Annotated in this window: 21 protein-coding genes; 10 read left to right on the forward strand and 11 right to left on the reverse strand. The window is 29.8% G+C overall.

Going from position 1 to position 23,222, the window contains the following annotated elements:
* Nucleotides 1–393 precede the first annotated feature (393 nt).
* Nucleotides 394–2,343 carry a putative porin gene (locus ACH5TW_RS06940; RefSeq protein WP_439335778.1) on the reverse strand — a complete coding sequence of 650 codons (1,950 nt, stop codon included), beginning with the start codon at nucleotides 2,341–2,343 and terminating at the stop codon, nucleotides 394–396.
* 316 nt (nucleotides 2,344–2,659) lie between these two features.
* Between ACH5TW_RS06940 and rnhB the strand changes: the two genes are divergently transcribed.
* The 4 genes from rnhB to ppk2 all read left to right on the forward strand — a co-directional run bounded on the left by rnhB (nucleotide 2,660) and on the right by ppk2 (nucleotide 7,956).
* The gene (rnhB, locus tag ACH5TW_RS06945) at nucleotides 2,660–3,259 is read left to right on the forward strand and encodes a ribonuclease HII (RefSeq protein ID WP_439335779.1); all 600 of its coding nucleotides are present in this window, start codon (nucleotides 2,660–2,662) and stop codon (nucleotides 3,257–3,259) included.
* 65 nt (nucleotides 3,260–3,324) lie between these two features.
* Nucleotides 3,325–5,754 carry a ribonuclease HII gene (locus ACH5TW_RS06950; RefSeq protein WP_439335780.1) on the forward strand — a complete coding sequence of 810 codons (2,430 nt, stop codon included), beginning with the start codon at nucleotides 3,325–3,327 and terminating at the stop codon, nucleotides 5,752–5,754.
* 260 nt (nucleotides 5,755–6,014) lie between these two features.
* The gene (locus tag ACH5TW_RS06955; protein WP_439335781.1) at nucleotides 6,015–7,064 is read left to right on the forward strand and encodes a nucleoid-associated protein; all 1,050 of its coding nucleotides are present in this window, start codon (nucleotides 6,015–6,017) and stop codon (nucleotides 7,062–7,064) included.
* A gap of 91 nt (nucleotides 7,065–7,155) precedes the next feature.
* Nucleotides 7,156–7,956, forward strand: coding sequence for a polyphosphate kinase 2 (gene ppk2, locus ACH5TW_RS06960; RefSeq protein WP_439335782.1), 801 nt, complete (start codon nucleotides 7,156–7,158; stop codon nucleotides 7,954–7,956).
* Between the two features lie 53 nt (nucleotides 7,957–8,009).
* Here ppk2 and ACH5TW_RS06965 read toward each other — a convergent pair whose 3' ends face one another.
* The 4 genes from ACH5TW_RS06965 to ACH5TW_RS06980 all read right to left on the reverse strand — a co-directional run bounded on the left by ACH5TW_RS06965 (nucleotide 8,010) and on the right by ACH5TW_RS06980 (nucleotide 10,384).
* The gene (locus tag ACH5TW_RS06965; protein ID WP_439335783.1) at nucleotides 8,010–8,513 is read right to left on the reverse strand and encodes a hypothetical protein; all 504 of its coding nucleotides are present in this window, start codon (nucleotides 8,511–8,513) and stop codon (nucleotides 8,010–8,012) included.
* Nucleotides 8,510–9,217 carry a lipoyl(octanoyl) transferase LipB gene (gene lipB, locus ACH5TW_RS06970; protein ID WP_439335784.1) on the reverse strand — a complete coding sequence of 236 codons (708 nt, stop codon included), beginning with the start codon at nucleotides 9,215–9,217 and terminating at the stop codon, nucleotides 8,510–8,512. Before lipB ends, ACH5TW_RS06965 begins: the two co-directional genes overlap by 4 nt.
* Nucleotides 9,218–9,246: 29 nt before the next feature.
* Nucleotides 9,247–9,405, reverse strand: coding sequence for a YqaE/Pmp3 family membrane protein (locus tag ACH5TW_RS06975; RefSeq protein ID WP_158845287.1), 159 nt, complete (start codon nucleotides 9,403–9,405; stop codon nucleotides 9,247–9,249).
* A gap of 91 nt (nucleotides 9,406–9,496) precedes the next feature.
* Complete coding sequence (locus ACH5TW_RS06980; RefSeq protein ID WP_439335785.1) at nucleotides 9,497–10,384, reverse strand: hypothetical protein; 888 nt, start codon at nucleotides 10,382–10,384, stop codon at nucleotides 9,497–9,499.
* A 174-nt stretch (nucleotides 10,385–10,558) separates the two neighbouring features.
* On the opposite strand from ACH5TW_RS06980, the gene ACH5TW_RS06985 reads away from it, so the two are divergent.
* The 3 genes from ACH5TW_RS06985 to lysS all read left to right on the forward strand — a co-directional run bounded on the left by ACH5TW_RS06985 (nucleotide 10,559) and on the right by lysS (nucleotide 13,971).
* Complete coding sequence (locus ACH5TW_RS06985; protein ID WP_439335786.1) at nucleotides 10,559–11,617, forward strand: LuxR C-terminal-related transcriptional regulator; 1,059 nt, start codon at nucleotides 10,559–10,561, stop codon at nucleotides 11,615–11,617.
* 108 nt (nucleotides 11,618–11,725) lie between these two features.
* Nucleotides 11,726–12,163: a DUF1573 domain-containing protein gene (locus ACH5TW_RS06990; protein WP_439335787.1), complete on the forward strand. Its 438-nt coding sequence runs from the start codon at nucleotides 11,726–11,728 to the stop codon at nucleotides 12,161–12,163.
* A gap of 119 nt (nucleotides 12,164–12,282) precedes the next feature.
* A complete protein-coding gene (lysS, locus tag ACH5TW_RS06995; protein ID WP_439335788.1) occupies nucleotides 12,283–13,971 on the forward strand; it encodes a lysine--tRNA ligase in 1,689 nt (562 codons plus the stop codon).
* A gap of 100 nt (nucleotides 13,972–14,071) precedes the next feature.
* Here lysS and ACH5TW_RS07000 read toward each other — a convergent pair whose 3' ends face one another.
* The 5 genes from ACH5TW_RS07000 to yiaA all read right to left on the reverse strand — a co-directional run bounded on the left by ACH5TW_RS07000 (nucleotide 14,072) and on the right by yiaA (nucleotide 17,913).
* Complete coding sequence (locus tag ACH5TW_RS07000) at nucleotides 14,072–14,638, reverse strand: GDYXXLXY domain-containing protein (RefSeq protein WP_439335789.1); 567 nt, start codon at nucleotides 14,636–14,638, stop codon at nucleotides 14,072–14,074.
* A 6-nt stretch (nucleotides 14,639–14,644) separates the two neighbouring features.
* The gene (locus ACH5TW_RS07005; RefSeq protein ID WP_439335790.1) at nucleotides 14,645–15,292 is read right to left on the reverse strand and encodes a TIGR02117 family protein; all 648 of its coding nucleotides are present in this window, start codon (nucleotides 15,290–15,292) and stop codon (nucleotides 14,645–14,647) included.
* Nucleotides 15,293–15,295: 3 nt separating this feature from the next.
* The gene (locus tag ACH5TW_RS07010) at nucleotides 15,296–16,576 is read right to left on the reverse strand and encodes a DUF2157 domain-containing protein (protein ID WP_439335791.1); all 1,281 of its coding nucleotides are present in this window, start codon (nucleotides 16,574–16,576) and stop codon (nucleotides 15,296–15,298) included.
* Nucleotides 16,573–17,301 carry a ceramidase domain-containing protein gene (locus ACH5TW_RS07015; RefSeq protein ID WP_439335792.1) on the reverse strand — a complete coding sequence of 243 codons (729 nt, stop codon included), beginning with the start codon at nucleotides 17,299–17,301 and terminating at the stop codon, nucleotides 16,573–16,575. Before ACH5TW_RS07015 ends, ACH5TW_RS07010 begins: the two co-directional genes overlap by 4 nt.
* A gap of 129 nt (nucleotides 17,302–17,430) precedes the next feature.
* A complete protein-coding gene (gene yiaA, locus ACH5TW_RS07020) occupies nucleotides 17,431–17,913 on the reverse strand; it encodes an inner membrane protein YiaA (protein ID WP_439335793.1) in 483 nt (160 codons plus the stop codon).
* 150 nt (nucleotides 17,914–18,063) lie between these two features.
* On the opposite strand from yiaA, the gene ACH5TW_RS07025 reads away from it, so the two are divergent.
* From ACH5TW_RS07025 to ACH5TW_RS07035, 3 genes are all read left to right on the forward strand, one after another.
* Nucleotides 18,064–19,572, forward strand: coding sequence for a tetratricopeptide repeat protein (locus ACH5TW_RS07025; protein ID WP_439335794.1), 1,509 nt, complete (start codon nucleotides 18,064–18,066; stop codon nucleotides 19,570–19,572).
* A 309-nt stretch (nucleotides 19,573–19,881) separates the two neighbouring features.
* Nucleotides 19,882–21,096: a hypothetical protein gene (locus tag ACH5TW_RS07030; protein ID WP_439335795.1), complete on the forward strand. Its 1,215-nt coding sequence runs from the start codon at nucleotides 19,882–19,884 to the stop codon at nucleotides 21,094–21,096.
* A 224-nt stretch (nucleotides 21,097–21,320) separates the two neighbouring features.
* Nucleotides 21,321–21,779: a DUF4890 domain-containing protein gene (locus ACH5TW_RS07035; protein WP_439335796.1), complete on the forward strand. Its 459-nt coding sequence runs from the start codon at nucleotides 21,321–21,323 to the stop codon at nucleotides 21,777–21,779.
* Between the two features lie 75 nt (nucleotides 21,780–21,854).
* On the opposite strand, the gene hemL is transcribed toward ACH5TW_RS07035, so the two are convergent.
* Complete coding sequence (gene hemL / locus ACH5TW_RS07040; RefSeq protein ID WP_439335797.1) at nucleotides 21,855–23,141, reverse strand: glutamate-1-semialdehyde 2,1-aminomutase; 1,287 nt, start codon at nucleotides 23,139–23,141, stop codon at nucleotides 21,855–21,857.
* Nucleotides 23,142–23,222 lie beyond the last annotated feature (81 nt).

The raw sequence follows: 23,222 nt of genomic DNA on the forward strand, positions 1-23,222 counted from the left end.
ATGTATGCTGTTTTATTCATTATATACTCCTTAATATAGGTGATTTGATATAACTATATAATATGAATACATGTTTTTGGCATTTATATATTCAGCTAATAATAATACTTCAACACTATTTAATAGGAATGCCTTTGTATATAAGATTATTTATTTAGACCCTTAGTCTATATTTATATGAAACGTTTATATATTACTTTGGTAGATCATATAGCATGTTTTTGAAAACAAACCTAGAAACTACGATCACGCGTTAGGACTTGAACGGTTAGACTGCGCTCTCCGCAGGATGATTGTTTGATCTCACCGATGACAGAAGGTAGCAAGTAGTGAAAGCCCAACCCTTGGAGAACACCCATAAAACTCAAATTATATATATTATTGTGTTTGTTTTTACAAAAAGAAATTCCAAACTATACCGAAACGTATAGTAAAATCGCGGTACGGATTATTAGGTGCCGAATAATAATTGTAGCCTGTGAATGCTGAATTAAAATGTTCGGCTTTAAAAAAGATTCTGGTTTGACGCACTTTTGCATTGACAAAGAAATCTAAACGCGGGAATTCCCCATATTCTCGTTCTGTTTGAACATAGAATTCTGCTAAAACAGGATCGTAAGCATTCATATTGTACTTTGTAAAATAATTTAAAGTAACGCCTGTTTGTAAATACATGGCTTTATTAAACAAGTTACTTGCGAAATATAGAGTGTTACGCGTAGTAATTTCGGGAACATTTAATGTATTATTGGCACCATCGACATTTTGATATAAAATGGTATTGTTTAATGCAAATTTACCAACTCTAAATTCTTTTTCTAACTTAACCCTTAAGTAATTAATGTTTTCACTATTTTGAAATGGTTTTACTGGACTTATAGAATCTTGCTTTTTAAAATATGCATAGTCGCTTATTGTAGTATAATCTACTGAAATATTTGCTATTTTTTTCGACTTTAATTGAAATGCTAGTTGCTGGGTCTCGGTATTATTAAAGCTAGTTTGCCAATTGTAATTGATATAATTACTTTGATATAATAAGAAATTATAATTTGGTGCTTTTGAACTATGATTTATTGATGCAATTGCTATAATATCGTCATTTAACTTAAAAGTGGCATTTGCCTTAAGGTAATTGCCATCGAAATCGCCAGAAACATTTAGACCTGCTTCTCCTTGTAAATCGAAACCTTTATATTGTTTGTGGTATTTCCCTCCTGCTGAAAATATATTTCCTTTTAATCTATTTGTAATGGTAGTACCGTTTAAACCTACAAGTTTATTGTAACCATAATTATAGTTATTAGCGCTTACATTAAATTGCAAGTCACCTACTATATTATTACTATAATTTAGGCTTACTTGATTGTATAAGTTTTCTAATGTAACACGTTCTTGTAGCTTAGATGTTTTAAAAGCATCTCCAAAAAAATCGGTTTGAGCTGTTGATTGATCATATTGATAATACTTATCTTCAAAGGATACAATATGCCCAATACTTAATTTGTTTTTAGAAAGCGAGTCTTTCTTTTTTATTATTTTATAGTTATGATCTAAATGAAAACGTTTACCTCGTAACATGCTTTCGGCATTTTCGAAATTCACTTCTAATATAGAACGGTCGAGAAACTCGGGATCTCCAGTTTCGAAATATTGTATATTATCATCTCTTAACCCACCATTTTCTTGATTCATCAAATCTTGGGTTACTATATGCCCTCTAACATTATATCTTTCATTCTTTGTTTGATAATTAGAAGTGAATCTGAAATTTCCTGTACTAGTTAAAATATGTTGATATTTACCTAAAGAACGTAAACCCTTATAGGCTATTGAAAAATTAAATTGAGGTGATGTGTTTACCGTAAAAAACGAGTCGGCTAATTGTCCTTGCTCAAAAGCTGTTTTAAAAAATAGTTCTGTTAAAGGTGTTGGTACTCGATAGTAATTGATATCTTCAATTTCCATATAATTAAAATGCTTAGCTCTAGCTCCGAAACTTGGCATTAAACTAGTCTCTTGAAAATCATGTGTTAAACTATTATAGGTTTGCCCCAAATTTGAAAAAGGCATTAAACCAAAATTATCTTTTCGCAAATAATTAAATTTATATTCTTTTTGGATGCTTAAAGTAGTATCCACAAAGGTGGTATCATTTGTATGAGAAATGATTAAGTAATCTTCAATTTTGGCTAATTTTTTACCGTTTTCATTAACCGAATCTTTAACTTCGATTAACCCCAATTCTTTACCTAATCGGCTAGTTTTTTTTTGCTTTTTAACTTGTGCCATACTTGACAAAGTAATTCCCGTTAAAAAAAAGATTAAAACTAATTTATTCATAGATGTATTTTTCCACAACAAAAGTAATTATTTGAACGTAAACTGAACGTAAATATTTTAAATAAAGAAAGCCAACTTTATTAAGCTGACTTTCTTTTTTAAATATTATTCATCTTGTTATAAAATACAAATTGAAATATTTATTTTGAATTAGTCATTAACAAACTTCATAATATAATTTTAATTAAGCAAAAAAAAGCGTCGATATCATTGACACAACTATCATTAATATGAAATTAGCAATAAAAACAAAAAATTACTATACATGCATAATAGTTACTGCATGAAATTATAAAATTGATAGTATTTTAGCAATATGTTACTTAAAAACCATTCCAACTACTTTTTAGAATGCGGCACAGATGAAGCTGGCAGAGGCTGTCTTGCAGGCCCTGTAACTGCTGCTGCGGTTATTCTTCCTGAAAATTTTAATAATTCTATATTAAATGACTCAAAACAACTTAGCGAAAAGAAAAGAGATCTTTTAAAACCTATTATTGAAAACGAAGCTTTAACATTTGGAGTAACACATATTTTTCAAGAAGAAATTGATAGTATCAATATATTAAACGCTTCTATTTTAGCAATGCATAAATCAATTAATCAATTAAGTCCGCAGCCAGAATTTATTATTGTTGATGGCAATAAGTTTAAACCTTATAATAATATTGAATTTGAAACCATTATTAAAGGTGATGGCATATATTTAAGTATTGCAGCGGCATCAGTATTAGCTAAAACATATCGAGATATTTATATGAATACCATTCATGAAGAATATCCTATGTATAATTGGAAACAAAACAAAGGCTACCCAACTAAAGAACACCGAGAAGCCATAAGAAAATATGGTATAACAAAATACCATAGAAAATCGTTTAGATTATTACCAGAACAACTAAAACTAGATATTTAGATTAGCCTATTTTATATATGCTATAAAATGAAAAATATGTAGGTTTGTATAAATTAATTCATTTCATGAGATTTTTTTATTCTACCCTCTTTCTTTTTATTGTTTTTAGTTGCACTAATACCTCCTCCAACAAATCTAAACTTATAGATTTTGTTCCAAAAAAAACGTCATTAATTATAAAAACATCTAATTTAGAAAGTTTAAAAAACAGTTTAAATAATAGTGATTTTTTACAAAAACTATCAAAAACAACGTCTTACGGAAACTTAGAAAAAAAACTTGAAGACTTATCTCTTTTAAAACCTAAGAACGACGTTTTAATTTGCTTTTCTTTAGATAATAATGATAGTCTGCAATATAGCATCATCACAAAGTACCACAGCCTTTTGTTTAAAAAAGATTCGCTAAAAAACTACACAGAAGAATCTCTTATTTATAAAAACAGAACCATTACAAAATCGACCTTTAACAACAATACATTTTATAGCACACTTATTGACAGCACCTTTTTTGCATCATCATCTAAAACGATTACAGACGATGCTTTCAATAAAAAAGATATAAATTCTGATTTAGAAAAAATATACACTACTACAAGTAACGACAAAACAACTTCTATTATAATTAAACCTAACAACCCTTTTATAAAATCCTTTTTTATAAACGATTCGTTAAATTTAAACAGCTTTACAAATTACATTGCTACAGATGTAGATATTAATCAAGACGACATTGTAATTAATGGTATTACCAAAGCTTCAGATTCTACTAAAAGCTTAATCAATGTTTTTAAAGGCACAATTCCTCAGGAAAATTTAATTCAAAATATAACACCTTCAAACAGTGATGGCTTTATGAGTTTCACATTTGATGATTATAAAATTTTTGAAACTAATTTAATTAAGTTTAACCAAAAAGATTCAATATTAAATACAACCTCTCTTTTTGATAACATTATTGAAGTTGGTGTTATTTATGAAGACAAAAACAAAGCGATTATTTTAAACTCCATAGATATTATTGCTACTAATGACGCCTTACTAAGCGAACAAAACAACATAGGAACTTATAGACAAATTGATATTTATTCGTTTAGCAAACCTAATTTGTTCTCAAATACATTTTACCCGCTAGTTACTTTAAAAAACGCAACCAAATACTGTATACTAGACAACTTTTTTGTGTTTGCTAAAAATACAGAGATTCTTGAAAATATTATTGCTAGTTATCAAAACAAAACCACATTAAACGAACAAACCTATTATAAAGACATTAAAGAACAATTAAGCGATGCATCGTCCTTAATTATTGTTGCAAATCCTTTAATATTAAAAAATATTTTAAAGAAAAACGGATTACAATCTATTGGCAAATTAAATAAATACAACGCTACTGCTTTACAATTTATTTACGACACTAATTTTGCGCACGTAAATGGTATTATAAAAAAGAGCAAAACGAAAGTCATACTAAATTCTGTTTTAGAAGAACTAAATATTAAATTAGAAAAAGAGATCCTTAACACTCCTCAATTTGTTACCAATCACATCACAAAACAAAAGGAAATAGTAGTACAAGATATTACAAACAACTTATATTTAATTTCTAATACAGGAAAAATTCTTTGGAAAAAACAATTACAAGGACCTGTTTTAGGAAGCATCAATCAAATAGATATATACAAAAACGGAAGACTACAATTAGCTTTCGCTACACCAAACAGCGTTTATGTTTTAGACAGAAATGGCAATAATGTTTCGCCTTTTCCTGCTAAATTTAACGACAATATTACACAACCATTATCTGTTTTTGATTATGACAAAAACAAGAATTACAGATTATTAGTTACTCAAGGCAAACAAACTTTAATGTATGATGTTAAAGCCAAAATAGTAAAAGGGTTTAAGTTTAATGGAGCTAACAATACTATTATTTCTCAACCTAAACACTTTAGAATTGGAAGCAAAGACTTTATTGTTTTTAAAACTAAAAATAAACTTTACATTTTAAACCGAACAGGAAAAACGAGAGTAACGCCAAAAACATCAAACACATATTCGGAAGAACCTTTATTCTTATATGAAAACAAATTTACTACAACTACTAATAATGGTAGTTTAATTACTATAGACACAAAAGGCAATACAGCAATCCAAAACTTAAACCTATCTGAGACACATTATATTGAAACCACTAGCAAAACACTTGTAACACTTACTGAAAACAAACTAACAATAAAAAACAAAAGCATAGAATTAGATTATGGTAATTATAGTAACCCAAAAATATTCTATCTAAGCGATAAAATTTACGTTACACTAACCGATTTACAAACTCAAAAAGTATATCTCTACGACAGTCAAGCAAAACTACTAAGCAATTTTCCTGTTTACGGAAACTCTAATATTGATTTAGACAATATAGATAAAGACAGAAATTTAGAATTTATTACCAAGGGAGAAAACAACTCTATTTTGCTTTATCAAATAAATTAATGTCTTACTTAATTTATCATTATCCCTTTTGTAGGTAAAAAACTAATCTTTATCTTTAACCCAGCTATTAATCAATTATTTAGAACAACTTAAAATTTAATATAATCACTAAACAGACAGAACACTATCTGTTAGCAGTATAACGATAACCAAATCGAAAGTCCTCGAATCTTGAACGCCAAAGCGTGGTTGCTTTGGCGTTCTTTTTTTTCAAAAAATTAAAGTTATTTTAATACTATTGTACTCTTAACACACAAAACATGATTTCAAGAAAAAATGCCTCTATTTCAAAATTCATTATTCATAAAGTTGGTAATAAATTTAACGATACAAAAAATGCCTTTTCAGACAAGCTAGTAGATTTTGATGAAGCTAGTTACGATTTAATGCTTCCTTTTCTATTAAGACCTTTTGGGAGCGTCGTACAAAGCTACCGTTTTAACCATCATGCTAACATTACGCTAAATGAAATTAATAGCTATAGCTCGCAAATTTTTAATGACGACGATGCATTTGTTGATGTTTCAAAACATATTGTAACGCACTTATACGAGCAATCGACATCTGCCAATATAAAAACAGGCGATGTACTAGTCGTTATGTTTGAAGGTATTGAATTTAGAGACATGACCACCAATGCTATTGGTATTTTTAAAATTGAAAGTAAAGTAAATTTCTTTCAAACCTATTTAGAAGACAATAGTTATGATGTTTTAGTACAGAAAGGTATTAGCTCTAAAAAAGTAGATAAAGGCTGTTTAATTTTGAATCAAAGTGATACGGAAGGCAATATTATTTTAAGTGTAGATAATAATAGTTACGATGCACAATATTGGATTAATCATTTTTTAAACATTAAATATGCTGATGATGCCAACAATCACACACAACAGTATATAGAATTGTGTAAAGAATTTTCAACCGAAGTTTTAAAAACTAGTTATGGCGCACAAGAACAAAATACTTTTTTAGCAAAAACCATCGATTTTTTTAAGGAAAATGAAATAGTAAATGTAGAACGTTTTAAAGAAGAACTTTTTGAAGAAGAAAAACACATTAGAGAGTTTGAAGATTTTAAAAAAGAATTTGAAGGTGAACAAAACATAGTACTTAGAAACCAATTTGATGTTGCTGAAGCTGTAGTAAATAAAGAAAAGAAAAAGTTTAAAACCGATATCAAACTAGACACCAACATACAAATTAAACTAGATATTGATGCACCAGATGCTTCTGCCGAATATTTAGAGCGCGGATATGATGATGAAAAGAAAATGCATTTTTACAAAGTATTTTTTAATGCCGAAAATTAATTAGCTAAGAATAATTGTTTTCGTAAAAAACAAGTCAAAAAAATGAAATACCTACACATATACTTTTTCATTTTTTTATTAACTTGTAGGAATGAAAACACCTAATAACGAAACAACCAAAAAGAAAAAATTTAACTACGATGAAGAACTAGCTATTTTACATGAAGACCTAGTTCATCTTCAAGAGTGGGTAAAGAAACAAGGATTAAAAGTGGTTATCATTTTTGAAGGTAGAGATGCCTCTGGAAAAGGTGGTACCATCAAACGATTTACCGAACCTTTAAATCCTAGAGTTTGTAAAGTAGTAGCTTTAGGTGTTCCTACCGAAAAAGAAAAAACACAGTGGTATTTTCAAAGATACGTACAGTATTTACCAGCAGCAGGTGAAATTGTACTTTTTGATAGAAGTTGGTACAACAGAGCTGGTGTAGAAAAAGTTATGGGCTTTTGTACTGATGACGAATACAATGAGTTTATGCGATCTTGCCCTGAATTTGAACGTATGCTAGTACGGTCTGGAACCATTGTTTTAAAATACTGGTTTTCGGTAAGTGATGAAGAACAAGAAAAACGCTTTAAAAACCGTATAAGTAACCCATTAAAACGCTGGAAATTTAGCCCGATGGATTTAGAATCGCGTTCACGTTGGTTAGAATACTCTAAAGCAAAAGACAATATGTTTGCACATACAGACACCAAGCAAGTACCTTGGTTTGTTGTGAATGCAGATAATAAGAAAAAAGCACGCTTAAATTGTATTAGTCATGTTTTAAGTCAGATTCCTCATGAAAAAATGGATTTAAAACCCATTGAACTTCCTGATTTGCCAGATTATAAAAGTTATGTACGCCCACCTATGAATTACCAAACTTTTGTTCCTGAGAAGTATTGAATCAACTTGATTTTGAAAACAAACTTAATTAGCTACTTGGGCTAACATAAAAATCAAAATTCATCATCTTTACACCCCATAATATCATCAATTGTATCTGTCTGTGATTGATTTTTTGTTTTTAAAACTCTTTTGTACAAATCACTCGCTTCTAAAGCTATAAAAGCACTTGTTAAAAGAATAAATATTATAATTAACAAACCAATAAAATCATCAGTACTCATTTCAAAATCAAGATCATAATACTTTAAAAGTATTTTATATATAATAAATAACGAATAGCAAAATATCAATATTGAAAATAAAATATTTCCAATCCAAAAAGCCGCACCTAATAGTATAGGTTTAATTATTTTTGAATTATAATATTTTATAGTTTTCAGTTGATAAACGACACTAAAAAGACCTGATAAAACAATACCAAAGTATAAAAGTATAAAGAAGTCGATCTCTGTTTTTTGAACAATTAACGTAACATATAAAACTGAAGCCGCCAAACCAACAATTAAAATCTCACTTATAAACAAAGCTATCTTTATATTCTTTTTTAACTTCACTCCTTTTTTAAATAAAACTCCGCCTCAAAAAGCTCAGTAAAATGCTTCAGTAATTTTTCTTTCACCTCAGCTTCATCAATAGTTTTACCTAATTCAACATGTAAAGATGTAACATCTTTGCCACGAATACCACAGGGTATAATATTATCAAAATAACCTAAATCGGCATTCACGTTAAGTGCAAAACCATGCATCGTTACCCAGCGACTGGCTCGTACACCCATTGCGCAAATTTTACGGGCAAACGGTGTGCCAACACCTAACCAAACACCTGTTTCCCCAGGACTTCTTTCGGCTTTTAATCCATATTCGGCAAGCGTTAGGATAATCATTTCTTCAAGAAAACGTAGGTACTTATGTATATCGGTAAAAAAGTTTTCTAAATCTAGAATAGGATACCCTACAATTTGTCCAGGACCATGATAAGTTATATCGCCTCCTCGGTTTATTTTATAAAAAGTAGTGCCTTTTTCGGTAAGCTGTTCTTCACTTAAAAGTAGATTTGATAAATCGCCACTCTTACCCAAAGTATACACATGCGGATGTTCTACAAATAAGAAGTAATTATTAGTTTTTAAATTCGTATTGTCTTTTCTGTTTTTAATTTTAGCATCAACAATACCTTTAAACAACTGTTCTTGGTATTCCCAAGTTTGTTTATAATCTTTAAAACCTAAATCTTGCAGTTCAATTTGCTTATTCATAGGTTGCAAAATTACAATATTTTTATGTTTTAATTTTTAGGATTATTAAGAATAACTAAGGCTGCAATAACGCCAGGAACCCAGCCACAAAGCCATAATAGAAAAACGATAATAATAGAGCCACATCCTTTATCTAAAACAGCTAAAGGCGGACAAATAATAGACAGTAGAACTCTCCAGAAACTCATGATTTGATTTGTTTTATTTGATTAATGATACTTATTTGACGCAATAACACTATTAATGTTACAGCATCAACAAATTCAATTCAAAAAAATATTATTCACACAATGCTTCCAATGCATCTTCAATATCGCCAGGAGTGCTCATAATTTTCATAAAGGTTCCCATTGTTAGTTCTGGCCAATGCAAAGCAATTCTATATTTGCCATGCAACATCGTTGCTTCATTTCCTTGTAAAATAATCTCATAAGGCAATGCTGCTAGATGATCTGCTCCTATTTTTGGCAAAAAGTAAGGCTCACCTTCTTCTTTATCTAGTAAACCAATACCAAACACAGCGACTTTTTGATCTTTATAAACGATACTATAAACCCTAACAGTGTTTCCTTTTTTTGCTTCCAAATTTTTAGTTATTGTTTGTAAACCTTCTTCAAAAGTTGCAAACTCATTTAATTCAATAGGATCTGTAAAATAAGGCATCATTATTTTATAATGATATTTTGCTAATTTGTCTGCTTCAACAGTTCCTCCAAAAGGTTTAAACTCTTTCCCTAAGGGAGTAAAAGCAGTTTTTAAATCGGTACTAAACTTAACAAACGTGCTTTTATATGTGCTATAATTATTTGGCAAATAAGCTCTTAATAAATAATCTGGATTGGTATATGAAATAATTACTTTTCCATTATTTTCTACCAAACCAACTTTCATTACTGCGGCTAAAGCACCTCTATCCTTTACTTTTATTACTTTATTTTTTAAATCTGCTCTAGTAAACGCAACAACTCCTAACGAACTTTTATTAGAAGGGTTATAAGTTCCTAAAACGTTAAAAGCATTATCTTTTAATGTGCTAATGACTTCTTTAGTAACTTCCTGAATTGACTTTGTAGACTCTCCAACTTTAATATAAGGTGACAAATCTTGTGCGGCTGTATTAAAATGAATAGAAACAAGTGTAATAACACTCAAAATAAGATGTTTCATAATGCTATATGTTTTAAGAATTACAGTAAACTAAATATTAGAAGAATGAAAAAACCACATCCTTTATAAACTCATTAAAATAAGCTCTTTTAATTCTATTTTCTTATGATAATTATCATGCGAGCAAATTATAAGTCTATTTCATTTTAAAATAAATTATAGTAGATTAGTAGCATGAGAATAAACTTAGTTTTGATATTGTTTTTAATAATGTCTTTTTCCGCGAAAGCGCAATATCGCTTTACAGGTCATGTTGATAATAAACAATGGAATAACAATGTTTACCTTTCTATAATTGAAGATTATCGAAAAATTTCAGGTGTTTATTTCGAACAAATTATTGCCAAAGTAAATACCGATAGCTTGGGTTACTTTCAGTTTTCGGGCAATGAATTAGACCTAGAAAACAGAATTTACAGGATTCATGTTGATAATTGCTTTGATAACGAACAAAACAGCAATCATTTTAACGGACATTGTGATGACAGTAAAGAAGTTGTTTTCATAGCAAAAAACAACGATACCATTGCTTTTCCTTTTTCGTTTGAAAAGCAAATGTTTTGCGATATTGAATCGAATAATGAAAAAGCAACGGCGTTTATTAAAATGGATTCTTTAAAAGATGAAATGAAATTTGCTTACAGCCAATTTAGAAGTGAAGCCAACAGGAAACTTAATAACAAAAAATGGTTTAAAACATTACAAAATTTTGGAGCCACACAAAACGAACCCATTGCCGAACTTTATGCATACTCCTTTTTATCAGATAGACGAAACAATCTTCATAAATACTACCTTGAAGATTTAAAACACAATACGTATTATCATGATTTACTAAATAGGTTAATAGAACGTTATCCTAATTCACCTTATACAAAACAGTATAAAGAAGAATTAGCCTCCGATGAATTTATAATTAATAACAACACAACTGATGCTGATTTCAATTGGAATTATTTGGTATACTTTTTATTAGCTATATCGTTAATCATTAATTTTTGGTTTTGGCTTGCCCGAAAAAAACATAAAACCAAAACAATTAGTAAAGCCAAAGAACAACTTACCAAACAGGAACAAAATATTCTTAACCTTTTACTAGAAAACAAATCGAATAAAGAAATAGCCGAAGCTGTTTTTGTTAGCCTAAGTACAGTAAAAACACATTTAAATAATATTTACAAAAAACTAAATGTGCAATCTAGAGACGAAATTAAATCACTATTTAACAAGTAGTTATTAAAAATCAACCTAGGTACTAGTACTCATTTCAACCTTAAATAACCACTTGTTATTTAGTATTTTTATCATGTTTGTGCCATTATTAATCAAAATACAAACATTATGAATTTATCAATGCACAGATTACAAACAGTAAAAACAAAATTAGTATTAGTAATCTGCTTATTTGTTTATGCCACAAATTTTGCTCAAGAAACGGCAGATATCACAAATGCAGGCGTATTAACTTTTAAAACAGATGTTATAGATTACGGTAGTATTGAACAGAAAGCGAATGGCGAACGTATTTTTACATTTACCAATACAGGTAAAAGCCCAATTATTATTTCTAAAGTAAAAACTTCTTGTGGTTGCACCGTGCCTTCGTATTCTAAAACACCTATTTTACCAGGCGAAACAAGTAATATTACAATTAAATATGCAACAAGTAGAATTGGTGCTTTTAATAAAACTATTACTGTAACATCTAATGCTTCAGAGCCTAATAAAATATTACGAATTAAAGGCGAAGTTTTAAAACCTAAAGAAGCAAAAAGCTAAGTTTTAACTTCTTTTTATCTTAAAACAAAAATCTACCAATAAGTTGTATGCTATTTTTTTGAAAATAATGTAATTTTGCACCCGTCTGTCGCAAAAGACAGCATTCAAAATTAATTAGCATGCAACTTTCAGAACAAGAATTAGTAAGAAGAGAAAAGTTAGTAAAATTACGCGAATTAGGAATCAATCCTTATCCAGCAGATTTATACCCAGTAAACCATACCTCTAAACAGGTAAAAGACCAGTTTGAAGATGGTAAAAAAGTTATTATTGCCGGTAGGTTAATGATGGTAAAAGTACAGGGTAAAGCTAGTTTTGCTCAATTACAAGATGCTGAAGGAAAAATACAAGTTTATTTTAACCGTGATGAAATTTGCCCAGGTGAAGACAAAGTAAAATACAACGATGTATTTAAAAAGCTTTTAGATTTTGGCGATTTTATTGGTATTGAAGGCGAGTTATTCACAACACAAGTTGGAGAAAAATCGGTTAGAGTAAAAGATTTCACCCTATTAAGTAAAGCCTTAAAACCGTTACCGCTTCCTAAAGAAAAAGACGGCGTTGTATATGATGCTTTTACAGATCCTGAACAACGTTACAGACAACGTTATGCCGATTTAGTGGTAAACCCACAAGTTAAAGACGTATTTGTAAAACGTACTAAATTGTTTAATGCCATGCGTTCATTTTTTAATGACTCTGGTTATTTTGAAGTAGAAACACCTGTATTACAACCTATTCCTGGTGGTGCTGCTGCGCGTCCGTTTATAACACATCACAATGCTTTAGATGTGCCATTGTATATGCGAATTGCTAACGAATTATATCTTAAAAGATTAATTGTTGGTGGTTTTGATGGTGTTTATGAGTTTTCTAAAAACTTTAGAAACGAAGGCATGGACAGAACTCACAACCCTGAGTTTACTGCTATGGAAATTTATGTAGCTTACAAAGACTACAACTGGATGATGGATTTCTGTGAGCGTTTACTAGAACACTGTGCCATAGCCGTTAACGGAAGCACTAAAGCTACTTTTGGCGAGCATGAAATAGATTTTAAAGCGCCTTACGCTAGAGTAACGATGGCAGATTCTATAAAACACTTTACAGGATTTGACATTACAGGAAAAACCGAAGATGAAATAAGACAAGCTGCAAAAGACTTAGGTATTGAAGTCGATGAAACCATGGGTAAAGGCAAGCTTATTGATGAAATTTTTGGCGAAAAATGTGAGGGTAACTACATACAACCTACATACATTACAGACTACCCGAAAGAGATGAGTCCGTTATGTAAAGAACACAGAGAAAACCCAGAATTAACCGAACGTTTTGAACTTATGGTTTGTGGTAAAGAAATAGCAAATGCTTATTCTGAACTTAACGACCCTATTGACCAACGTGAGCGTTTTGAGCACCAACTTAAACTTGCTGCCAAAGGTGATGATGAAGCTACCGAATTTATTGATCATGACTTTTTACGTGCTTTAGAGTACGGTATGCCTCCAACATCTGGTATGGGAATTGGTATGGACAGACTTATTATGTTTTTAACCAATAACCAATCGATACAAGAAGTTTTATTCTTCCCGCAAATGCGTCCAGAGAAAAAAGCGGTTGCTGTGAGTGATGAAGCTAAAGCTGTTTTTGAAATTTTAAAGAAAGCTGAAAAATTAACATTGAATGATTTAAAAGTTCAGTCTGGCTTATCAAATAAAAAATGGGATAAAACCATTAAAGAATTAACTAAAAACAATCTTGCTAAAGTTGAAAAAACAGATGACGGATTGTTTGTTGAAGTTGTTTAGTTTTTCATATTACTAAACTTACTTCAGTATTTTATAATATTAAAAAGAGGCTGTCTTTACTTTTTAGACAGCCTCTTTTTTTTTAATTCTTTCTAGACTTTCATTCCTCCTGTTCAACATAATCTTTAATAGAAATTTCATCAATAATAACATCTTCTAAAACCGCCTCACCTTCTTTTACATAAACTAAAGCATAGGTGTTATTAGGTAAAGAATCGCGTTGCCTGTTTCTTACAGCAACCTCAGCATCATAGGCTTTTGTTTCTTCCATATAGTATTTATTAAACGGAAATTGAATGTTTATTATTTTCGAATAATTATCATAGTAGCCTGCTTTCACTTTTATATAATCATTCCTGTTTTCTGTTAATAGGTTTCTACTTACCACATCAATCTTAGCAAAACTTAAACTATCATTTGTTAAATAAACATACATAGGTTCGTTTCTTTTCCATAAAGAGTCAGTGGTTTTAAACGAATTTATGTCATAATTCAAGTTTATATATTTTCCTCTAAACGGATCGCTTGGATCTACAGGTTGTGTTTTAAACTTATAAGCTGTACCCGTTTTTAAAATAGATTCCTGATTTAAAATCATTTGAGCAGGTATAAATAATTGCGCTAATGCTACAACTATAAATACGATAAATAGGTGTATTGTTTTCATATGTTTTTAATTATTGTACTTATTAATTAATCCAAATTCTAAAGGTGTCCAAAAACAACTTTTTAAACCGCTATTTTTAAATGCTGAATTCACCCATGTGTTACAGGTAAAAAGACAAGAATAATTCCCATTTGCCTTGTAAAAATCATCACTAGATGTATAGCCTTTTCCTTTTAGCATAATTTTAGAAGCATCTTCATTTAAAACAAAAGATTTTGAGATATACTGGTTGAGCTTTTTTAATTGATTATCGCTTAATTTAACTTCTACCCAATTATCAGATTTCGTGTTAAACCTAGTTAAATGAATCAATGTATTGCTTTTTAAAAACATTGCTTTAAAAGCATGCTTAAAAGTTAAATCGCCCCAAGTAGGTGTGTTTAAATAAAAATTCTCTTCGCCCCAACCAAATGACGCATATCTGTTATCATTCATATTTAAACCTTTTAATAATTCTTTATTAATATGATGTATTGGTAATATGACATCTAAATGAACACCGTTTGAGTTTAAGAATATAGTATTGCTTAAATCTGAATCTTCATTATTCTTATTTATTGTAATAGACATCAGTATTAGTGAAACCAACAAATAACTAATGGGCACTAAAAGAACATAAAAGATATATTTTGAAACCTTTTTTAACATTCTCATACTCTAAGATTTTAATTTCTTTTGCTTTTTCAGCATCAAATAATTAGTAAAAAAGAATCCAAAACCAACTCCTACAAATAATAACCCTCTTAAAACGAAACTCATATTCGTATCAAAAAATCGACAAACAATTAATATGGTTATAATTAATAACCCGTAATTTAAAACCCCGAAATGAAGTTTATCTGCTCCTAATTTTATAGCCATAACTCCTAATGCCAATACCAAAAGGTTTATTAGTATAACGGGAATGATATCATTACTGAAACCTATAAAAAAGATTATAGAAAATATGATGAATACATACTGAAATAAATTAATACCTTTTAACCAATTATTCTTTTTTCCATATATTAAAACAACAAAGGCTAGTAAAAAGAAGAATATATAAATGTAAAATTCTTGAGAATTAAACAACATAGCTTCGTTAAAAAGGTCTGTCCATAACCATTCAAAACTAGCTAATAGTAACATATAAACAGTTCCTAAAGACCCCAAAACTAAATAGCCGTTTTTTCTTAATTTCTGATTATTAAAATACGGAAGCTTTCCTAAATTGTACAATACTCCAAAAAGTGACACATACATTAAATACCCAAAAACGCCATTACTTTCTACAAAAGTTCCTAAAACAATAATAATGCTTAATGGTACTAGCCAGTTAAACACAGAGGTTATATTGGCAGTCGCTTTTTGTTTTAAAAGCGTACTATAATAAGGCAATATGGCTACTATTAATAGAATATACAACCAAGGTGTACCGCTAGAATTATAAAAGTAACCATGTTCTACGGCATAATAAGTAGCAAATACAATATGCAAAATACCCAATGCGTTAGATCGTAACAAATATACGAGTGGTAAACCAAGCATGGTCCAGGTTAACAAATAACTACTTAAGTTACCTGGAATATTATAAATCTGACTCACCAATGCCATACTAGAACCAACAGCAAAAAATAAAAATACGCCTGAAGCTTCTTTCCAAGTGACACTTCTCTTTTTTAGAATAGAATACCCAACACATAGTTGTCCAATAACTAATGGCAAAAAGGCAAACACCGTTTTTATTGTTCTTGAAAAATCATCCCAATTATGAGCCAATATTAAAATAATGCCTAAACCAACTAAAGTAGATCCTAAAACAGCAAAAACTGTAAATAATCTGTTTGGAGAATCAACTTGTTTTGATTGATAATAAGACGTTATTTTAAAAGCTGTGTCTTGAGATATAACTTGCGCTTCAACAAGTTCTTTTATATCATTTTGAATTTTTGAATTCATTCTATTAATTTTTGTCTTTTAATATACATGTAATGTAATACAAATATGCCAAATACAGATATGATGTGCTTTAATGAATGCCCGCTAAGAACTCCTAAAAAAGTAAATATTTCACTATCAAAATACTCAAAAAATTTTGCAATTATATAAGCAAACAATAATAACCAATACCCAAAAGTCTTATTATACATAGATTTAAAGAAAATCAAGATAATTGGGATAGCTAGCATGGGGTAAAACTGAATAATGACATAAGGTCTTAAATCGTTAAAAACAATCCAATAAACAATTGATAATATACCTAACACTAGCATTGGAAACAGCAAATAACGCCCCTTTTTACAACTAATAAACTCACTAATTATAATTGACACTAAAGACATAAATACAATTGTCATGGGTAATCTATCCCAAACTAAAGTAACATCATTAGGGTTTAAATGATAATAACCCGACCCAAAACCAACAAGTATAACTCCTGTAAAAAAAGAAGCATACTGCAAGTTCTCTTTTTTAATTCCTTTCAACTTATACAACCCTAAAAATCCAATAATGACAAATGGGATGTTTGATATAACATTCCAAAAATTAGAGATTTTAAAAAGCGTATTACCATCACTAAAATTATGATAATTATGACTTTGTGCTATTGGAGGAATTAAACTAATCATTATCAGTGATAAAACTCCAATTACAATAAGCACCTTATACCCTATACGTTCCATATTACTTATTTAAAATTAGAAAACTCTTTTTAAAACCCCGCAACTATAAAGTCACGAGGTTTAGGGTTACTAACCAATCATCAAAACAACCCTTTTGTTTTTTTGTTTTGACAACAATACTTCAACTTATTATTCATCTATTTTTTCATTTCTTTCTATATACTGCACATCTCTAGTGTTTTTTTGTACTGCAATAGCCGAAAATAAACTTAACAGGAACGCCATACCGTAGAATCCTTTTTCGCTTAAAAGTAAATCGGCATTCCACAAACCAACAACCAACAATACAATAGATGCTATGGTTGTAAACCAACTAATACTATAGTAAATATCGGTAACTGGAATATCCTCCATTTTATCTCGCACTGCTTTTTGAACAGATATTACAGAGAATAAACCAAAAAGTAGAACTGTAAAATAGTAGCCTTTTTCATTAAGCATCATATCTGCATTCCATAAACCAATACAAAATGATACCATTCCTACTAATAAAGCAGACCAAGACGCTCCTATAAAAGCAGCTGTTGGTTTTTGATCGTAAATCTTTTTGTCTTTCTTAATTTTTGGTTCTTTTGATTTTTCATCAACTGAAACCGTTGTTTGATAATTCATAATTTTTGTTTTAATGATTACAAGGCAAAACTGCAACATATTAGAATCACTAAAAACACTACTTTTACAAAATACTGACGATATAAAATATAATTTTAAATAATTAATTCATATTTTTAAATACATTTTAACAAAAATAATGACGATTAAATGAATGATTTAAACGCTATAATTTCTACATTATCTACTGACGAGGCTCTAAGTTTCATATCATATCTAGAGAAAAAGAACAAACGTACAGACACAAAAAACATTCAATTATTCAAGTATTTATTAAAAAACGAATACACTTCTAAAGTCATCTGCCATAAGTTATACGGAAACGAAAAAGTAAATGCTTACCATGCATTGCGCAAACGCTTATACCAGTCTATTATAGATTTTATTGCAAATGTGAGTTTACAAGAAGAAAACTCATCAAACATGCAAATCATAAAATACATACTTGCTTCAAGAAAATGTTTAACACACAAGCAATACAAAGTGGCTTTTAAAATTTTAGACAAAGCAGAGTTGCTAGCTATAGAAAATCATTTGTTTCCATATTTAAATGAAATATACCACACAAAAATTCAATATGCTTATGCAAATCCTTCCACCTCTTTAGAGAATCTTATTTCTAAATTCAAAGAAAACCAAAAAAATCACTTTTTAGAAGACGAACTTAATATGGTATATGCAAAGGTTAGAAAAACCTTAAACAGCATAACCTACGAAGGCGCTGTTATAGATTTTCAAACCATTTTAAACAACATCCTTAAGGAGCATAACATTAGTATTAATGACTCCATGTCTTTTAAATCGCTTTACCAATTAATGTCTATTTTTGGACTTTCAGCTTTTGCAACTAACGATTATTTAAAAACGGAACCCTTTTTAATTAACACCTACAAATCTATAGTTAATCATAAAAACAAAGACAAATCTGTTTATTATCACATCCAAATTCTTTACTTAATTGCCAACACGTTATTCAGAAATAAAAATTTTAAAGATTCTCAACAGTATTTAAGTTTAATGCATCAAGAAATGCTACATCTTAAAAAAAAGTATTACAGCGCGTTCAAACTAAAGTACCATTTATTATTAGCGCTTAATTTAAATTACTCTAATAAACCAGATGAAGCTATAAAAAGCTTAACACCTTTTATTAATATTAAACATGAAGATACAGAAACGGTATTAGATATTCATTTAGGTTTAGTTATGTTCTATTTTCAAAAAGGAAACTACAAACAAGCATCTGCTATACTATCTAAATTTTATCATACAGACCATTGGTATATTGAAAAATCTGGAAAAGAATGGGTTATTAAAAAGAATTTAATGGAGATACTACTCAACATAGAACTCGAAAACTTAGACTTAGTAGAGTCCAGACTATTAAGTTTTAAAAGAACCTACGGTAGCTACCTAAAAGACATAAAACAAGAACGCGTATTAACATATCTAAGTTTTGTTGAAAGCTATTATAAAAACCCAACAATAATAACATCTGTGAAATTTAAAGAAACTGTTGAAAACTCGTTTGAATGGATAGAAAAACAACGTGAAGATATTTTTGTAATGAGTTTTTATGCTTGGTTAAAAAGTAAAATGGAAAGCAAAAAACTATACATTACAACTTTAAACCTCATTAATGATATAAATATTAGTTAAAACAAAAAACCAGTAATTTTACAATTACTGATTTTTACAAACTAACCAACTAAACTAATTCTTATAAATAATAATTTTCAACACTAAAAAGAATGATTTTTATTTAGAAAATTATATACTTCAAACTAAACTTATACAAATAGACATATTTACATCTAGTTATTAAAATAATTTAGAAAGCTTTAACACTAGAAATTAAAGTTTTATATTTTCTTTAAGACAAAAATCTTGTTATGTTAATTTTTTAAGAAATAAGTCCTTCATTTTTAATATTGAAAGAATTTAAAATTTTACTTATTTTTACCTTCGATGCTAAAAAAATTTGCGCTATTAAATTTATATTGTTTTTGTTCTATTTTAATAGCACAAAAAGATAGTTTATCATTTAAAAATGGCACAGACAACCCTACTCTTTTAACAACGCATCATTTTGGAATTTTTAGTACTCGCATTAACACCAACTTTAAATTTACACCTCCAAAAACTGCGACATTTAATATAAGTTCTGTAAGTGGTAATAATTTCCACCCATATATAGAAGCTTATTTACCTAAAGACCCTATTGTTAGAGAAGAACAAAGTAAGCGTAGTCGATATCAAAGAAATTTTCACTTCATTGATCAAGAAACTACTCCTGCCGATTATATGAATATTGTAATTGACGCCGTTATTAAAGAGTTTAAATTAACGACCACTATTCCTTTATCAAAAAAACACGAATTAGGCATTTCAATGCGCTCTTATTTAATTACCAAAGGGAAACATCCTTTTTCATTTTTTACAGGCGATGAAACTATTGAATGGTTTCATAGTAATATTAATGGCGGTGAAGACCCTTATGGTCGCCGATATTACGGTTTAAATCAAGTAAATTTTAAATATACAGATAGAAATAACAACACACTTGAGCTAAATAACAATGATTTCTTTATAGGCGGCATTGAGTTTAACCACTACTATTACCCAGAATTATCTATAAATAAAACAAAACATTTCTTCCTAAACTTTGGAAGTCATTTAGGAATTAACACCACCAAATTCAACCCATCTATAGATATTGGAATTTCGGCCAATGCCATAAAAATGTTTCAACTAAAAAATAAAAAAGAACTCAATTTAGGAGTTGGAATAAATCTTTTACGTAAAAACATTGTTAATTTCGATACCGTTATAGATTTAGGAAACAATCCGTTTTTAGCAACAGCAGAAGGCAATATAGAATACACAAAATACACTAAAAAAAACAATTACCATGCGTTAGGTATCAACTACCAAATTCAATCGCGATACAACAAAGTAAAAGAATCCAATTATTATACGCTAAAAGGAAACTGGAGTGCAATTAAAGGAGGCTGGCAACATGGGTTTAGCACTTTATACAGGTCACTATCTATTTGGTCTCTCATTTATACTTACGGGCACCCCAACTACAAAGTATCTGTATATTTTAAAGAAGATTTCTTAGTAAACAATGCTCCAGATTTTCAAACAGGATTGAATTTACAAATTCCTATTTTTAAATAATTTATTGGGCGCTCCCCAAAAGGGTCGGGCTTTCACTACTCGCTTCCTCCTAGCGTCGGCGAGCTCAAACAAACCGTTCAATCCCTAACGCAAAAACACACCAACAAACACTAAGTGCAAAACAATCAAAACGTTAACATCAAGTTAAAATTCAAACCTGGTTTAAACCTTTTCAAAATACAAACGTCAAAGCAACAAATAAACATTTAAAAGACATTTACATTATGAAAAAAATAATAATCATTGCAATCGCTTTAATATCTATTCAAAGCTTTGCTCAAGGAGAAAGAAAAGAACGTCCTAACAGAAACGAAAACCGTCAAAAAATGATGAATCTTTCTGCTGAAGAAATGGCAACACTACAAACAAAAAAAATGACACTTCATTTAGATTTAAACAAATCGCAACAAGATGATGTCTATAAAATAAATCTAGAAAATGCTACGCTACGTAAAACTAAAATGGCAGAACGAAAAGCTAGAAAAGAAGCTGAAAATGCTCAAAAACCTTCAAAAGAAGAGCGTTTAGAAATGATGAATGCAATGCTTGATCACAAAATTGCAGTTAAAGCAAAAATGAAAAAGATTTTAAATGAAGAACAATATGCTAAATGGGAAAAAGTTCAATCTAGAATGGCTCATAACAAAAAAGAAGGCATGAGAGGAAACAAAAAACAAAGATGATTTAGTTTGGTTAGTTTATTGATTATAGTTTGTTAATAAAAGCGCATTTCTTAAAATAGAAATGCGCTTTTTACTTTATAATGTTTTTGCAACTTTATTTACTGCATTAATAGTAAAATCTAAATCATCAAAAGTTAAAGCATCTGTAATAAACCATGTTTCAAAAGCACTCGGAGCAATATAAACACCTTCATTTAACATACCATGAAAAAAGGTTTTAAAGATTTCATTATTTCCTTTAGCTGCCGTTTCAAAATCTGTTACTGGCGCTTCATCAAAATGCACCGAAATCATAGATCCCACTCTGTTTATAGTATGTACTATTTTATTATCATTTAAAACCTTCGTTATGCCTTTATGCAAATACGCGGTCTTTTCAGCTAAACTGTTAAAAATTTCAACATCATCATTCAATTCTGTTAACATGGCTAAACCTGCCGCCATAGCCAACGGATTTCCACTTAAGGTTCCTGCCTGATAAACAGGCCCAAGTGGCGCTAAATAATTCATTATTTCATTTCTTGCCGCAAAAGCACCTACAGGCAATCCGCCACCAATAACTTTCCCAAAGCAAACAATGTCTGCCGCTATATTATACAACTCTTGAGCGCCTCCTTTTGACAAACGAAACCCCGTCATAACCTCATCAAAAATCAACAATATATTATTGGCATCACACAAACTTCTCAAAGCTTCTAAAAAACCTTCTTTTGGAGGAATACATCCCATATTACCAGCTACAGGCTCTATAATAATACAAGCAATTTCATTTTTATTAGCTTCAATTAATGCTTGTACATTTTCAATATCATTATAACGTGCCAACAAAGTATCTTTTGCCGTACCTTCTGTTACTCCAGGACTATTTGGCGAACCAAAAGTAACAGCGCCACTACCCGCTTGTATTAAAAACGAATCGCTATGCCCATGATAGCAACCTGCAAATTTTATAATTTTATCTTTACCTGTAAAACCACGCGCTAAACGTACGGCACTCATACAAGCCTCAGTACCTGAATTTACAAATCGTATTTTATCAATATTCGGAACCATAGAAACTGCTAACTCAGCAATTTGTGTTTCAATTTCTGTTGGCATTCCAAACGATGTTCCTTTTTTGGCTTTTTCTACAACCGCATCAACAACTGGTTTATGTGCATGACCCAAAATCATAGGACCCCATGAATTGATATAATCAACTAACCTATTCCCATCTTCATCATATAAATATGCGCCTTTAGCTTCTTTTACAAAAATGGGAGTTCCCCCAACTGCTTTAAATGCTCTAACTGGTGAATTTACACCTCCTGGAATAACTTTTTCTGCTTCAGTAAACAAAGCACTACTTCTTTGATAATTCATTACTATTTAATTTTTCGATGTTGGTTTTACTCGTAACTCCTGCCCTATACTAAGCACCAAATCACTTAAACCATTAATATT

It is taken from the genome of Thalassobellus sediminis, from assembly GCF_044386045.1.
GTDB lineage: Bacteria > Bacteroidota > Bacteroidia > Flavobacteriales > Flavobacteriaceae > Thalassobellus > Thalassobellus sediminis.

Coding starts and splice junctions, on each gene's coding strand:
- ACH5TW_RS06940 (WP_439335778.1), bottom strand. CDS start 2,343: ATGAATAAATTAGTTTTAATCTTTTTTTTAACGGGAATTACTTTGTCA.
- rnhB (WP_439335779.1), top strand. CDS start 2,660: ATGTTACTTAAAAACCATTCCAACTACTTTTTAGAATGCGGCACAGAT.
- ACH5TW_RS06950 (WP_439335780.1), top strand. CDS start 3,325: ATGAGATTTTTTTATTCTACCCTCTTTCTTTTTATTGTTTTTAGTTGC.
- ACH5TW_RS06955 (WP_439335781.1), top strand. CDS start 6,015: ATGATTTCAAGAAAAAATGCCTCTATTTCAAAATTCATTATTCATAAA.
- ppk2 (WP_439335782.1), top strand. CDS start 7,156: ATGAAAACACCTAATAACGAAACAACCAAAAAGAAAAAATTTAACTAC.
- lipB (WP_439335784.1), bottom strand. CDS start 9,217: ATGAATAAGCAAATTGAACTGCAAGATTTAGGTTTTAAAGATTATAAA.
- ACH5TW_RS06975 (WP_158845287.1), bottom strand. CDS start 9,405: ATGAGTTTCTGGAGAGTTCTACTGTCTATTATTTGTCCGCCTTTAGCT.
- ACH5TW_RS06980 (WP_439335785.1), bottom strand. CDS start 10,384: ATGAAACATCTTATTTTGAGTGTTATTACACTTGTTTCTATTCATTTT.
- ACH5TW_RS06985 (WP_439335786.1), top strand. CDS start 10,559: ATGAGAATAAACTTAGTTTTGATATTGTTTTTAATAATGTCTTTTTCC.
- ACH5TW_RS06990 (WP_439335787.1), top strand. CDS start 11,726: ATGAATTTATCAATGCACAGATTACAAACAGTAAAAACAAAATTAGTA.
- lysS (WP_439335788.1), top strand. CDS start 12,283: ATGCAACTTTCAGAACAAGAATTAGTAAGAAGAGAAAAGTTAGTAAAA.
- ACH5TW_RS07000 (WP_439335789.1), bottom strand. CDS start 14,638: ATGAAAACAATACACCTATTTATCGTATTTATAGTTGTAGCATTAGCG.
- ACH5TW_RS07005 (WP_439335790.1), bottom strand. CDS start 15,292: ATGAGAATGTTAAAAAAGGTTTCAAAATATATCTTTTATGTTCTTTTA.
- ACH5TW_RS07010 (WP_439335791.1), bottom strand. CDS start 16,576: ATGAATTCAAAAATTCAAAATGATATAAAAGAACTTGTTGAAGCGCAA.
- ACH5TW_RS07015 (WP_439335792.1), bottom strand. CDS start 17,301: ATGGAACGTATAGGGTATAAGGTGCTTATTGTAATTGGAGTTTTATCA.
- yiaA (WP_439335793.1), bottom strand. CDS start 17,913: ATGAATTATCAAACAACGGTTTCAGTTGATGAAAAATCAAAAGAACCA.
- ACH5TW_RS07025 (WP_439335794.1), top strand. CDS start 18,064: ATGAATGATTTAAACGCTATAATTTCTACATTATCTACTGACGAGGCT.
- ACH5TW_RS07030 (WP_439335795.1), top strand. CDS start 19,882: ATGCTAAAAAAATTTGCGCTATTAAATTTATATTGTTTTTGTTCTATT.
- ACH5TW_RS07035 (WP_439335796.1), top strand. CDS start 21,321: ATGAAAAAAATAATAATCATTGCAATCGCTTTAATATCTATTCAAAGC.
- hemL (WP_439335797.1), bottom strand. CDS start 23,141: ATGAATTATCAAAGAAGTAGTGCTTTGTTTACTGAAGCAGAAAAAGTT.